The sequence below is a fragment of the Nostoc sp. genome, from assembly GCF_036919495.1.
Lineage (GTDB): Bacteria > Cyanobacteriota > Cyanobacteriia > Cyanobacteriales > Nostocaceae > Nostoc.
Genome location: NZ_JBALBZ010000154.1, coordinates 1 through 14840 on the forward strand (window position 1 = coordinate 1; position 14840 = coordinate 14840).

Annotated in this window: 11 protein-coding genes; 8 read left to right on the plus strand and 3 right to left on the minus strand. The window is 38.5% G+C overall.

The genetic code is table 11. The annotated features are described in order from the left end of the window. Window positions 1–218: 218 nt before the first annotated feature. From dnaB to gloB, 3 genes are all read right to left on the minus strand, one after another. Window positions 219–3050, minus strand: a complete 2832-nt coding sequence (dnaB, locus tag V7K25_RS22175; RefSeq protein ID WP_335160615.1) for a replicative DNA helicase — start codon at window positions 3048–3050, stop codon at window positions 219–221. A 128-nt stretch (window positions 3051–3178) separates the two neighbouring features. Continuing rightward, window positions 3179–3637 (minus strand): 50S ribosomal protein L9, encoded by a 459-nt coding sequence (gene rplI / locus V7K25_RS22180; protein ID WP_094352304.1) that lies wholly within the window; start codon window positions 3635–3637, stop codon window positions 3179–3181. Window positions 3638–3877: 240 nt separating this feature from the next. Beyond that, complete coding sequence (gene gloB, locus V7K25_RS22185; RefSeq protein WP_335160616.1) at window positions 3878–4651, minus strand: hydroxyacylglutathione hydrolase; 774 nt, start codon at window positions 4649–4651, stop codon at window positions 3878–3880. A gap of 417 nt (window positions 4652–5068) precedes the next feature. Here gloB and V7K25_RS22190 point away from each other — a divergent pair, with 417 nt between their 5' ends. The 8 genes from V7K25_RS22190 (at window position 5069) to V7K25_RS22225 (ending at window position 14831) form a co-directional block, all read left to right on the plus strand. Beyond that, complete coding sequence (locus V7K25_RS22190; protein WP_335160617.1) at window positions 5069–5992, plus strand: alpha-1,2-fucosyltransferase; 924 nt, start codon at window positions 5069–5071, stop codon at window positions 5990–5992. Window positions 5993–6040: 48 nt separating this feature from the next. Then, entirely contained in the window at window positions 6041–6883 is an 843-nt protein-coding gene (locus V7K25_RS22195; RefSeq protein WP_335160618.1) for a hypothetical protein, read from the plus strand. Between the two features lie 248 nt (window positions 6884–7131). Beyond that, the gene (locus V7K25_RS22200) at window positions 7132–8283 is read left to right on the plus strand and encodes a glycosyltransferase family 4 protein (RefSeq protein WP_335160619.1); all 1152 of its coding nucleotides are present in this window, start codon (window positions 7132–7134) and stop codon (window positions 8281–8283) included. Window positions 8284–8377: 94 nt separating this feature from the next. Beyond that, window positions 8378–10696 (plus strand): ATP-binding cassette domain-containing protein, encoded by a 2319-nt coding sequence (locus V7K25_RS22205; RefSeq protein WP_335160620.1) that lies wholly within the window; start codon window positions 8378–8380, stop codon window positions 10694–10696. Between the two features lie 24 nt (window positions 10697–10720). Beyond that, window positions 10721–11932 (plus strand): glycosyltransferase family 4 protein, encoded by a 1212-nt coding sequence (locus tag V7K25_RS22210; protein ID WP_335160621.1) that lies wholly within the window; start codon window positions 10721–10723, stop codon window positions 11930–11932. Between the two features lie 61 nt (window positions 11933–11993). Next, window positions 11994–12953, plus strand: coding sequence for a glycosyltransferase family 10 domain-containing protein (locus tag V7K25_RS22215; protein WP_335160622.1), 960 nt, complete (start codon window positions 11994–11996; stop codon window positions 12951–12953). A 3-nt stretch (window positions 12954–12956) separates the two neighbouring features. Further along, window positions 12957–13937 carry an Npun_R2821/Npun_R2822 family protein gene (locus tag V7K25_RS22220; protein WP_335160623.1) on the plus strand — a complete coding sequence of 327 codons (981 nt, stop codon included), beginning with the start codon at window positions 12957–12959 and terminating at the stop codon, window positions 13935–13937. A gap of 3 nt (window positions 13938–13940) precedes the next feature. Next, window positions 13941–14831, plus strand: a complete 891-nt coding sequence (locus V7K25_RS22225) for an Npun_R2821/Npun_R2822 family protein (RefSeq protein ID WP_335160625.1) — start codon at window positions 13941–13943, stop codon at window positions 14829–14831. The last annotated feature ends 9 nt before the right edge of the window (window positions 14832–14840 follow it).

Sequence of the window (14840 nt, forward strand, 5' to 3'; positions counted from 1 at the left end):
GGATATGGCTTTCGTAACTTTAGCAATTTTAGATTACGCAGTTTATTAAACTGGCATTTTAGTATTGATTCTCCATAAAACTAGCGGAAGAACCGTATACGCTCATCCCAGTTAATTATGGATATAAGACTATCAAATAGAGAATGACTATTTGGCAAAAATACATCATTAATGAGTAAATCAGGCTCATTCATTGCTCAAATAATTACTTAGGCTGGCTAAATTTTTAAATTTTGAAACTTTGTAAACTGTGGATTGAACAAAAGTTTCGCTGTACCCGTAGGCCCGTTGCGGTGTTTAGCTATAATAACTTCTGCAATGCCGCGATCGGGAGTATCGGGAGAGTAATATTCATCGCGGTACAACATGATTACTAAATCGGCATCCTGTTCGATCGAACCGGATTCTCTCAAATCAGATAACATCGGGCGTTTGTTAGTACGCGCTTCCACCCCTCGACTTAACTGAGATAAAGCAATAACTGGTACAGATAATTCCCGCGCTAAACCTTTGAGTTGACGTGTAATTTTTGATAATTCTTGTACGCGATTATCACCTGCTCCTTCCATCAATTGCAAGTAATCTATTACAATTAATCCTAATTCAGTTCCAATTTCAGCTTGCAGTCTTCTTGACTGACTACGCATTTGTGTAACTGTAATATTCGGCGTATCGTCAATATAAATCGGCATCTCGGAGAGGATACCAATAGCACGGCTTAAAGGTTCCCACTGTGTTTGACTGAGGCGACCAGTTCGCAAATAACTACTTTCAATTTGCGCTTCACTAGCTAATAAACGTTGCGTCAGTTGCTCTTTGGACATTTCCAAGCTGAAAAAAGCAACTGGTAATTTATAAGAAGCGGCGATATTATGAGCAAGGTTTAAGCAAAATGCTGTATTGTGGACACAGATATCATTAGCAACAAAATTGTGTGTTTCTGGAATTGTTAAGTCATAAACTTGTTTATTACCCACGGACTCAATAGAAACAATTTCATCCCAATATACATCGCTGGTTGCTAACTGCTGAAGTGGCAAATTCTCCAAAGCTGTAGCTAGTATCCAAAGTCTTTCCCGCCTGAAAGCACGTTTACCAACATGCATATTTGTATAACCTTGAATTCCTGCGCGTCTGGCTAAACTACTCCAAGTTTCATTGCCTTTTGCTACTGCTAGTTGTTCCCAAATCTCTACAGGTATCAAGTCACGATTAGTTTGATATCTTTTTTGAGATATTGCACCTGCAACTTTTGCTATTGCTTCTTCTTTACTAAAGATACCTATTTCTGCGATAAAAGTTTTGATAGATAAGGCATCAGTAATATCTAATTGCCACGCTGGCCTGCGGGTGTTTTTATACTTGACAGACCGTTTTTTGAGTGATGCAATAATGCCAAATCTTAATAAAAGATGTTGAATTTGTCTTGCTAGTTTCTCGCTGACTGTTGCATAACCTAACTGTGATTGACCGCTAGCAAGTAGTGCAGCCCATCCATCAGTAGCAAAGAGACGATTAAGGAATAAGGCTATTTGCGATCGCTCTAATTTAAAAACGATGTTTGGAATAGTTTTAGAATGAGCATCTTTGCCCCACAAACCTAATTCTTCTAACCAAAGTGTTAGCGAATTCTTCCGAGATTTGCTCATGCAAGCAAATCTATGAGATATAAACTCTTCTGACTCTAATTGTAAAATTTCGCATAATAGCTCAAAAGTTTCTAAACTTGGTACACACTCTCCTTGCTTCCAAGCGCAAAGTAAAGTAGGGCTGACTCCAACTAATTGACTTATTTCTTTTCCTGTCAATGACTGCGATTGAATCGCTATTTTAAAACTTTCAGCAAAAATCTGTCTTTTAATTGCAATAAATTCCAAGTCTCCACGTACACAAAGTGATGGTGTGCGTGTTCCTTGAGAATCTTGCCAGCGAATTTTTAAACCAACAAAATCAGCAACTGCTTGAGAAAATTCTGCTTGCAATAACGGATTACTATTTGTAAATCGTGGAGTGCTGTTAGTTAAGCCACCATCGCCAATTAAGTATGCTAATAACTTTACTTCGCACTCACGGATGGTTTTTTTACCAAATACATTTATTTTTCGCGGAACAGCAATCCGATCGCCAACTGTCAGATTTTCTAACTTTTGCCAGCCTTTAATAGTCAAATATGGGTGAGTGATTGTAGTTTCAATAGACCTGCCTAAGCGAGTTGTTACCCGAAAAACTGGTTTGATACCATCATCTACGAATGCACAGGGTTGAGTAAAGGTAAATTTCCAGTCGTTGTTTAGCGTCAATAATGAGCCATGACGTTGTTTATATAATTCTTCAATTGTGGTAATTGTTCCATCTGCCAAAACTATTTCTGAATCATGGCTGAGGCATTTTCCCATTGATGGGCGGCCTGCGACAATAATTAAATCAGAACGCTGAAAGCCGCTGGTCATGGCATCTAAATCGTAAAATCCACAGGGAATCCCAGGTAAGGCGATGCCTTGATTTCTATCCTCAATATCCTGAAAATTATTAATTAGAGTATCCGAAATGTGAACTAAACCCGATTGGGGACGTTCTTGAGTAACACCGAATACTTTCTGTTCTGCCTGATCTAAAACCTGTGGTAATTCGGTTTCTGTCTCGTAACCAAGATGTACAATTTCATTGCCAGCCTTAATTAAGCGCCGCCGCAGGTATTTGTCCATCACTAAACCTGCTAAGGCGTCGATGTTGACGGCTGACACTGTGCGATCTACCAGAGTTGCTAATTTATTTCTACCACCAATGCGGGATAGCATTTCATGGTCAGTCAGCCAACTTGTGACTGAGAGCAAATCTGTGGCTTTACCTTGGGCGTGGAGCCTGACAGTTGCTTGATAAATATCTTTGTGAGCGCTAATGTAAAAAGCTTCGGGAAGGAGGCGATCGCTAACTCGACTAATCGCTTCTGGATCTAGTAAAATACCCCCCAAAATCGCTTCTTCCGCCTCAATATTTTGTGGTGGGAGGCGATCGCTACCATCGCCTTGAAAATTCAGTGCTTCAGCCATAAACGATTTTAGTTTTGAAATGAAAGCTAGTCGCGAGTATGGGAGTTAGGAGTTAGGAGTTAGGAGTTATGAATTGCTCCCTCATCCCCCTCATCCCCCCCTGCTTTCTCTGCTCCCTCTGCTGTCTCTTAGCTAGCGACGACTTGAATATCGACTTGTGCCGCTACTTCTGAATGCAGCTTGATTTCAGCTTGATAAGTACCCAGGTGGTTAATATCGGGGATAGTGATTCCACGCCGATCGATTTCTTGACCGGTAGCTGCCTTAATCGCATCTACAACATCTTGGGTGGTGATAGTACCGAAAATTGCTTCGTTTTCACCAACTGGCTTGGCAATTGTCAAGCTGCCAACTTTTTCTAAAGATTCTTTTTGCTCAAGAGCTTGTTGTCTGAGTTCTAATTGCCGTTGACGCTCTTGCTCACGACGGCGTTCTACTTGCTTGAGAATACCAGGAGTGGCATTGGTTGCCAATTTTTGGGGAATCAGATAATTACGAGCGTAGCCAGGAGCTACTTCTACTAAATCGCCAGATTTTCCCAGCTTACTGATATCTTGATTTAAAACTAACTGCACGCGCTTCGCCATCGTTTTTCGTTTTTCCTGTAAAATCTGATTAATTTGGGTTTGGGCTGCATAGCTCACAATGTCAGTGCTGTATTCCAAGCTTGTGTGCCTATACCCTAAAGCTTACAGATCCTAGCGAAAGGAAGGGTGCGATCGCAACTATTAGAGAAAATTGAATGAATTTGGGAGTGGGGAGTGGGGAGCGGGGGAAGCAGGGGAAAAAGAATAAATGCCCAATGCCCCATGCCCCATGCCCCATACTTAAAAGTTATTTCTCATTTCCCGTATCCGCGCAAAGGTTTGCACTGCATCGCTACTCTTAACAGTTAATTGTAATGATTGCTGATCCCAACGTAAAAAGGGATTTGTTCGCTTCTCAACTCCCAGCAGCGAGGGGATGGTAGCTTCTCCTCGGCTACGGTAAGCTTTTACTTCATTGAAGCGTCTTTGTAAGTCGGTATTGTCGCCATCCACAGTTAGGGCAAATTGCAGATTTTTCAAAGTGTATTCGTGGGCACACCAGATGCGTGTATCATCGGGTAGAGAGCGTAGTTTACTTAAAGAGTCCACCATTTGGCTCGGTGTTCCTTCAAACAACCGACCGCAACCGCCAGAAAATAAGGTATCGCCGCAAAATAAGTCTCCTGTCTCACCAGCTTTTTCTGGGGGAAAGTAGTAAACGATGTGAGCGCGGGTATGTCCGGGAACGAAGATAACTTCAGCTATGCGGTCTGCAAACTCGACGCGATCGCCTTGTTGCAAAAACACCTGCTGTCCGGGAATTCTACCACGATCCTTCGCTCCTCCATAAACTATGAGTTGGGGGAATTGTTCTATTAGTTGCTTATTACCACCCACATGATCGTTATGGTGGTGCGTGTTAAAAATTGCTACTAAATCAGCTTTTAATTCTGCCAGTTTGTCTAATACTGGTAGAGAGTCCGCCGGATCAACAACGGCGGCAATATTTTGTTTATGGTCGTGTAGCAAGAATATGTAGTTGTCTGAGAGTGCTTCCAGACGGATTACCTGCATTACCTTTGCCTCCCTTACAACATAGATGTTTGGTATCGAGTAGCAATCCTAAGTCTAAGCAAGTAACTAGGCTAATTGCATAAATTATTTATAAGTATTTATACGCAAGTTGGTACAAGTGGAATGCGTCATTAACAGTTATGATAATATACAACCGTAGTTATACCGTCAACATACCACAAGAAAGCAAAATTTATCTGGATTTATCAGTGAATTTTCTCTGGAAATAACCGTAAATACAAAGTTAGATTTATTTAATTATTTCCTGTTTTAAGGATACCAAAAATCCATTCAATCATAGTGGATATTTCCTTTCAACTTTCAGATTTAATAAAATTTAAATTCTATTATGTATATACATTGGTATGTTAAAGCTTAAGCAAATATTAGGAATTTTGGTCTTTCAAGTTTTTATACATGTTAGTAATCTCTGCAAAATCTGGGCAACTAGGCAACAGATTATTATTATCTGCTCATTTTATGGCATTTGCAAGTGAAAATAATTTCACAGTTTTAAACCCAGCATTTGAAGAGTATGCTGATTTTTTTGATTCAACATCTCAAGATTTTTTATGTCGCTACCCTTCTAGCCAATTTTCAATTACAGGAAATAAATTGCTACGTAAATACTACTATAAAATAAATCGCTATTTAGCTGAAAGTGGACGCTTTAACACAATTGAAATTAAGCGCGATCAGCCCTTTAGCTGGAGCAATTTAAGCATTACAAAAGAGTTGAAACCAGAAAGCATAAACTTTTTTCAAGGGTGGATATTTCGTGATGGATGGTTTATAGATGATATCTCAAGTTTACAAAAACATGGGAAAAAAATTCGTGCTTACTTTCAACCTTTAAAGAATTATCAGTTAAATGTAGCAAAACTCATATCCAATATTCGTAGCCAGACTGATGTGCTCATTGGAGTCCATATCCGTCATGGAGATTATCAGCAACATCAAAATGGCAGATATTTTTATTTAGTTGAAGATTATTTAAAGGTAATGGAATCAGCACAAAGGCTATTTCCTAATAAAAAAGTAACATTTTTGATTTGCTCAAATCAGAAGCAAAATGACGAATTTTTTCAACATTTATCTTATGCTTATGGCAATAATCATATAATTGAGGATATGTATTCTTTAGCTGAATGTGATTATATTATTGGCCCTCCTAGTAGTTATACTATGTGGGCATCATTTTACAGTGAGCGACCTCTCTACATGATTAGGGATGTGAATAAAACGTTAAAAATTGAAGATTTTGTTCACTTTTATCAATGGCAAGGAGTTTTTTACTATAACGAAGACTGGAGTAAAACTTTTTGGGAATGGACACATTAAATTAGATTGACAAACTAGGATACAAAGTAAGAATTATTTAACTTATTTATGAAACAAGAAACTAGAGGATTTATCACAATTTTAACTGGACTTTACCCTTTTCAAGATTGCATTCACTTTTTAGCGGCAGTTAGAAAGTTTCATCAAGAACCAATAATCATTTTAATTGATCAAGTTCCAAAAATTCTCCATCCTTTTTTAAAGACTTTCAAAAATGTAATTCTAAAGCCCGCCCCTGCAAATGAAAATACTGTTTTAGCATCACGACAAGCAAAGCTGGCTTTATATGCAGCTTCTGAATTTGATAAAACTATTTACTTAGATTCAGATATTTGCTTACTTTCCGATCTCAACGATGTATTTGAGTATTTGGATGAATATGATTTGCTATTAACTGAAGATGTACAACCTTCTATTATTAAAGCTACGAATTTACTCCGGGGAAAGCAAGAAGACATTTTGCCAAATGTTTTGCAAATCCTACAATCTATCGGGTTCCCTTTGCAAGCAGACAGTGTGCAATATAATAGCGGTTTGATAGCTTTTAAGAAAACAGAAGTCAACAATGTATTTTTTGACGAATTTAAACGTTATTTTGAAATTGTCAAAAACAACCAAGATAAATTACTTTTAAAAGACCAAGGGGCTTTTGCTTCTGCGATCGCATCTGTACGCCCTAACATGAAAATACTACCACCTACCTATAATTATCTCAGTAAATGGGAGGACGCTTATAATATTCAGGATAAAATTAAAGTTCTTCACTGTACCTATCCTTATCGACCTCAATATGCTAAGAACATTACCCGTTCTTTGTACACAAGGGTATTTGACAGATTTGCTAAAGTATTTTTACCCAATCAAGTTACAAATCCCTGGCGTAAAAAATGACATCTTGTTATAAATATATGGACAAGCCTTTTTCCTGTATCACATTATGAAAAACTCCACGCCACTTGCGGGATGGAGTTTTTGGTTATGGGAAGATCGTACCGCCACTATGCCCAATGCTGCAAGCGACGGGGCGAACAACCTCGTCTACCCAACTCTTGAAAATTGAGTTTCCTGTCGCTTTCAATGAATAAAATTAAATATTAATAAATATTTAAATTGCGAATTTACAGGAGGAAACATCAAAATTGAAAGTTTCATTAATTGTTGGTGATTTATCTGGAGGCGGTAGTATTCGAGCCTTTTTACTAGCTCAAGTGCTACAAAGCCTCAATTATCAAGTAGAAATTGTTGGTTTTATTTATGGTAAAGAACTGTATGCTATTCCTCCGTCTGGGATTTCAGTTGTTTCTCTTCCAGGTACAAATTATCCAGAATTTTTGATATCTGCTCGTCAACTTTTGCAAAAAATAGATGGAGACATTATTTATGCTGTAAAACCCAAGTTTACAAGTTTTGGCCTATCGCTACTGAAAAAATTTATTGGTCATCGTCCTTTAATTTTAGATATGGATGACTGGGAACTCAGTTGGCACGGAGGTGATGAGTGGAAATATCGTCCTAGTCTTAAGCAATTTTATCGTGACATTTTCAAGAAAAATGGCGCATTAAAATTTCCAGATCATCCACTGTATCTCAAGTGGATGGAAAAGTTAGTGGCAAAGGCAGATGCAGTAACAATAGATACTGACTTTCTGCAAAAACGCTTCGGTGGTGTTTACGTACCTAATGGTAAAGATACCGCAATGTTTGACCCCCAGAAGTATGATTCTGAGACTAGCAGAACGGATTACGGTCTTTCTGAGTATCGAATTCTCATGTTTCCTGGGGCACCACGACCTCACAAGGGGGTTGAAGACATTCTAATGGCACTCGATTTGCTGGATGAGCCAGATTTAAGATTAGTGATTGTGGGTGGTAGCCCTTACGATGACTATGACGATAAATTGATTCAAAAGTGGGGGCGTTGGATTATTAAATTACCCAGGTGCTCTGTAGAATTAATGCCTAAAATTGTAGCATCTGCTCACATTGTAGTTGTTCCCCAGCGAGATACTTTGACTGCTCGCGCTCAGTTTCCCCTGAAGTTGACAGATGGAATGGCAATGGCTAAACCTGTATTATCTACGCGCGTTGGAGATATTCCCAAAATTTTAGGTAATACTGGTTATTTAGTCGAGCCGACTTGTCCGGAACAGCTTGCTAAACAAATACAATTGATTTTTCAGGATTTAGAGTTAGCACAGCAGCAAGGTATCAAGGCCAGAGAAAGATGTGTGGAACTCTATAGCATAGAGACTATGGCTTCTGTGCTCAAGTCGGTAATTGCTCAGTTGTAAATCTTGATTGGAGTTTGATTTATTTGATAATTGGTAAGTTTGGCAAGTAAATTGTGAATAATATTAATAAATTAAAGTTGCATAAAAATACCCAATGTCTACCAGAAAACTACTACTAAGATTTGCTAAACCCTATCCAGGTTTGATTCTGCTAACAATATTGTTAGGATTTTCTGGAGCCTTATTTAATGGAATTAGCACAGCTTTAATTGTGCCAGTAATTTTAAAAATTGTTGGGCAAGAAGTAGATTTAAGTTCTGCTCCTCCGATCCTAAAAAGATTGATATCTCCCTTTGATAATACTCCAGAATCTTACCGGATAGTAGTAATGGCTGGGACGATTCTATTCACAATCTTTTTAAAAAACTTAGCTACTTATGCCAGTGCCTTGGCATCGAGTTCTTTAACCCGAAAGCTGACATCAGATATGCGTGAAACTGGGTTAAAGCTATTATTAGAAGTTGATATAGATTATTATACCAAAACAAAGGTTGGTGATTTAATCAACCGTCTTGGTGGAGAAATTGGTCGGGCTGCAAGTGCGATAGGTAGTACAGTCAAGATAGTTATTCTGGGAATCACAATTCTAGTTTTTGTCGGTTTATTACTGTCAATATCTTGGCAGTTGACAATTGCTTCTACGCTTTTGCTGTTGTTGGTGACGTTAATAAATCAGTATGCCATCTCTAAGTCTAGAACTTTTGGTAAGCAGTTGAGTGAAATGTCTAGAGCATATTCAATATCTGTGCTGGAGACTTTGAACGGAATCCGGCTGGTAAAGGCGACGGGAAATGAAGAAAAAGAATATGAACGGATTCAAAAATTAATTCGCGATCGCGAGTTAGCAGATTTCCAATCTCAGGTTAATTCGGAAGCGATTACACCTTTGAGCGAGGTAATGGGTATTACAGCTTTACTGCTGATTGTACTTTTGAGCAAAACGTTCTTTGCTGGCCAGGTTTCCTCTCTTTCCACCGTACTTTTAACATATCTATTAGTGCTACTGCGAGTGCTGCCATTAATTTCTCAGTTAAATACCATTCGCAGTAACTTTGCCAGTACCGCAGCCAGTGTAGATATGGCAAATGAATTTTTAAGCCTTCATGATAAGCCGTTCATGGATCAGGGCAAACTTCCCTATACAAAATTACAAGAGGGCGTATCTTTTAATTCTCTTTGCTTTACTTACCCTGGTCATGAAAAGTTGGTAGTCAAAGATGTAAATTTATTTTTACACCGTGGCACGACCTTAGCTTTAGTGGGTAGTTCTGGTGCTGGTAAATCCACATTAGCAGACCTTTTGCCCAGATTCTATGACCCAATAGCTGGCAGTATTACCATTGATGGTACTAATTTGCGGGAGTTCGATATTGTATCCCTGCGAAAGCGAATGGGGATTGTCAGTCAAGATACTTTTCTTTTTAATGACTCGGTGCGAAATAATATCGCTTATGGGCGAGAAGAGGCTACTGAGGATGAAATTCTGACAGCAGCCAAGCGGGCAAATGCTTATGAGTTTATTAGCAAATTGCCTCAAGGATTTGACACCTTGATTGGCGATCGCGGCGTCATGTTATCTGGTGGACAAAGGCAAAGATTAGCGATCGCCCGCGCCCTGCTCCAAAATCCAGATATTTTGATTTTAGATGAAGCCACCAGCGCTTTAGATACCGTTTCCGAACGCTTAGTACAATCTGCACTTGATGAATTGAGTCGCGATCGCACAACCCTTGTAATTGCTCACCGCCTTTCCACAGTCCAAAAAGCCGATCAAATTGCCGTATTAGATCAAGGACAGGTGGTAGAAGTGGGAACCCATGAAGAACTTTTACAAAAAGGTGGTTACTACTCACGTTTGTACTCAATGCAATTTAGCGATCGGCCTAACAAAAACTTGATTCAGACAAAAATCTTTCAGGCAATGCGCCTAAACTCAAAGAAATTTATTGAACATCCTGAAGTTGCTACTCAACACAAGCAAAGCTTGCTCCGCATCTCTCACGAAATTCGGACGCAGTTGAACTCAATGATTGGGTTTCTGCGCTTATCACTTGATGATCTAGTAGACGATTCTCAAGAACAGCAGAAATTAATTGAAGACTCTTACAAATCAGCTTGGAGAATTCTCAACACCATAGATGTTTTTGAAGATGTTCTTAACTTGCAAATTAAAGGGGAATTTATTTTAATTTCTCAAGAAAATCAAGATATTATTAGCACCTATTATCAGACCTTTAATCATCTCTCCATTGAGTTTCGGGCTTCTCTGAATCTCATACTTAATTCTCTCCGCTCTCTAACTGATAATTTGATATACACCCCAGAAGAACAAAAGGGATTAATTACTGAAAGTTATGAATCTGCTATATCTCTGCTCGATAATTTACAAACATTTGAGAATAGTAACATTTGAGAATAGTATTAATGTCTAATAATTATGAAAAATCCTGCTTTAAAAACAGACTATATTTTTTTTATCGGTGAAGAATTGCCGCAGCCAGAGGCTCACCTAGTGCAATCTACAAATGCAGCTAACGGCGCTGCTAACTTAGGATACTCAACCGTTTTGGTATATCCTGAAAAAGGAGCAAAAGCTATTAATCCAACTAATTTAGCTCGTCCTTTTCAACCAAGACAAGCATCAACAGAACTGATCAAATATTATAACCTCCATGACAAGTTAAAAGTTGCTCCGTTACCAATGCCTTGGCCGATTGATCATTTTCGGAGCAAATTTACTGACTCTAACACCATTGCCAGCAAGTATTATTTGCCATTTCACATACTTCCAACTACTAAACTTGTCCACAGTCGCAACTGGAATTTTGTCAAAGCTGCCATTAAAAATGGCGTTCCAGCAATTTATGAACACCACCACCACGAAGACAAACTATTTGAGCCAGAGATTGTTAAAAATCCGCTATTGCAAATTGCTGTCACTGTTGTAGACACCATCCGCGAAAGCATGATTAAAAATGGGATGCCACCAGAAAAACTGATTACACTGCACAATGGTTTCAATCGCCTATTTATGGAAAGGCAACCAGAAAAAGCAGCCGAATGGCGTCAAAAACTATTGCAAGATGAAAGCCAAAAATTGGTGGTTTATGCGGGAGCTTTACAGCAATTTAAAGGTGTTGATGTATTAATTGATGTAGCTCGACAAATGCCTAATGTGCAATTTGCTTGTGCTGGTGGTAAGCCAAAAGATATCGAATATTATCAGCAATTGGTAAAAGAAAAACAAGTTCATAATATTAAATTTTTGGGCTATATATTACATAATGATTTAGCATCTTTGCTACAAGCAGCCGATGTTTTAGCTCACCCTCATTGTTCAGGAAAAGCGGCAACTTTCACATCTCCCTTAAAGCTCTTTGACTACTTCGCCTCTGGGACTCCCATTGTAGCAACAGAAATTCCATCATTAGTTGAGTTTCAAGATACTCACTCAATTGCTGCTTGGTGTGAGCCAGATAATCCCAGCAAATTTGCCGAATGTCTAAAGCGGGTTTTAGAAACTTATCCCAGAAAAATAGAAGGTTATCCAGATAGTATCAATTTTGTTAAGCAGTTCTCTTGGGAAAATAGAGCAGCAAAAATCCTGAGTTATGTTGATGAATCTCTGTTACCCCAACTTGTTGTATAACCAAGAATGAGTAATATTAGGAAAAATAACTAATGAAAATAATAACTGACTAATAAATAAAATGACTCTTACAACTGTAGGCATGATTAGCAGCTATCGAGGTTTAGAAACTAGAGCCGATTGGCTGTGGCAACAAACTCCAAATCAATTTGGAGTTTGGAGCAATATCCAAATCCAAGCGTTGGCAGCAAAACCAGATTTTCTGCTAATGTATCAATTTGATTTTCCTCAAGCAGCGCCACAAACATCTTGGTTAGATAGTTTTCGTAAACGGCAGCAAAAATCAGTATTAAATGTCCATTCTCTACTGCGTGAGGTGAGTAAAGAGCGGATTATTTACTTACTAAGAGAACCGCCTTTAGATGAAATTGTAGAAATCACTAATCATAATTACCAACAAGCTCAAAAGTATTGCGACTACGTTTCTGGTCCAGATGATTTTGCCCCCACTCCCGACTATATGCCTGCTATTTGGTATCACTCAAATTCATTTCAAGATTTAAATGAAATGCCACCTCCCCAAAAGGTTGCTCCATGTAGTTGGATTACTTCAGGAATTAGCCGCACTGTCAACCATCGTCAGCGTTTAGACTTTTTGCAGTCCCTACAATCTAGTGGCATTACATTTGATTTGTATGGGCGTAATTTACCACAATGGGCGAAAAAGTCGGGAGAACTGGGTAATAAGTGGTATGGCATGGCGCCATACTATTACAATCTAGCAATCGAAAATTATGCTGATAATAATTGGTATGTGAGTGAGAAACTTTGGGATAGTTTACTTGCTTGGTGTCTACCAATTTACTATGGCGGCTCGGCTGCTGATAAATTATTGCCACCGGGTAGCTTTTTGCGATTACCGAGTTTAGATGAAAAAGGCATTGCCTACATCCAAGAAGTGACAGCTACACCTGATGCTTGGTATGCTGCCAAAGATGCGATCGCAGAAGCACGTCAAATTATCTTACACAAATTAAATCTGCTTAACTGGTTGTCAAACTTTGTTGATCAACACTCATAAATTATGAATGGTATTTGTACCCTTGGCAATGATTATGTTTTCGATCAACTGGTGGCTCTGCTCAACAGTATTGATGTGATATTGGGGCCGGAAACGCCTGTTTGTATTTATCCTTTTGACGATCAGACACAGCGAATTGCTGATGAAATAGCTAAACGACCTAATGTATTTCTTTACGATAATCAAGAATCAATTAATCGCTGGGATGAATTTATGCTCTCAGCAGCACCAGAACGATTGAATCGCAGTAAATTCCGTTTGTATGGCGCTCACCGTCGTTTTTGTGCTTTTGATGGGCCATTTGATAAGTTTATCTATTTAGATGCAGACACCTTGGTGATGAACTCTCTAGCGGCGGTGTTTGAAAAGTTAGATAATTATGATTTTGTTGTCTACGATTTTCAATTTAAAGATGTTAGTAAAATATACAATGTTAATTCTCCCAAATTACTAAAAGTTTTCGAGCAAAAGCGTATTGATTCTGAAATATTTTGTTCAGGCTTTTATGGTTCAAAGCGGGGCATATTTAATTCAGAACAAAGAGATTTGCTGATATCCCATTTACAAAATGGTGAAGCAGAAATTTTGTACGAAGGGGCTGGTGAACAACCACTAATAAACTACATGGTAATGAGGTCTAATCTTTCTATTTATAACTTTGCTCAACAATTACCAGATAATCAAAAAACTGGATGTTCTGCCACATCTAAGCACTTTGAAGAACGAGAACATATTCTCTATGACAAAAACAATCGACTAACTTATATTCATTATATTGGTGTTCCTCCTAATATCAATCAAGCAGTATGTTCTGGAGAAAATATTGAGTTTCCCTATCGAGATTTATTTCTCTATTATCGTTATTTACACGAACCAGAAAAGCGTCCAGTCTTTACAAATCCTCCTAAAAATTATAATGACGCTCCAACACCAAATTTATTTACAAGAGCTTTGCGAAAACTTAGGTTAATTAACCAAGGATAATTTATGACTAGGGGCATTTATATTGTTGCCAATGACCGGGTTATTGATAATGCGATCGCTTTACTCAATAGCATTCGTTACTATGACCCAGAAGTTACCATTTATCTCATACCTTTTAATGAAAATTATCACAAGGTAGCAGAGCAGCTTGCTACCTTACATAAAGTGCAAGTTTTTCCAGATTTAGAACTTATTGATAAATTTACCAAACGCATCGGAGAAATTTTTGATCGAGATTTCCTTGCTTTACCCAACAAGATGCGTAAACTGGTGGCGTGGTTTGGCCCTTTAGATGAGTTTATTTATATTGATACCGATATTGTCGTTTTTGAAAAAATCGCCGACAATTTAGATAAACTTTCAGAAGTCGATTTCTTCTGTTGTGATTACCATCATGCTAATGACAAGCTGCGAAATATCTTTTCCCCATTTGTGAAAGAGCAGCAAATTTTTTCAGATGCCCAACTTGAAGACGTTTTCAATAGCGGTTTTTGGGCTTCTAGAAAAGGAACTATTACCGAACAACAGATGGATGAAGCTTTGCGCGAATGTGCAGCACATCGAGAATATTTCGATTTTTCTGAAGGAGTTACAGACCAACCAATTTTAAATTATCTTGTTCTCACGTTGATTTCCAAACGTGGTAATCTCGTCAAAATTCCTGGAGGAGGGCCTGGTAGTTGGGCAGGTTCGCAGAATTTTCAACAGCAAGACTACGCCCTCTATGACCGAGGACAACGACTAAAATATCTTCACTGGGCTGGTACGCGGATGAAAATTGGTAGTCCCTATTGGCAATTGTGGGAACATTATCGCTATCTCCATGAGGGTAAATTCGCCTTCATCCCCAAACTGACTCGCCGTTTATTTCCCTTTGTTATTGCCCGTACTTAATATTAGGAG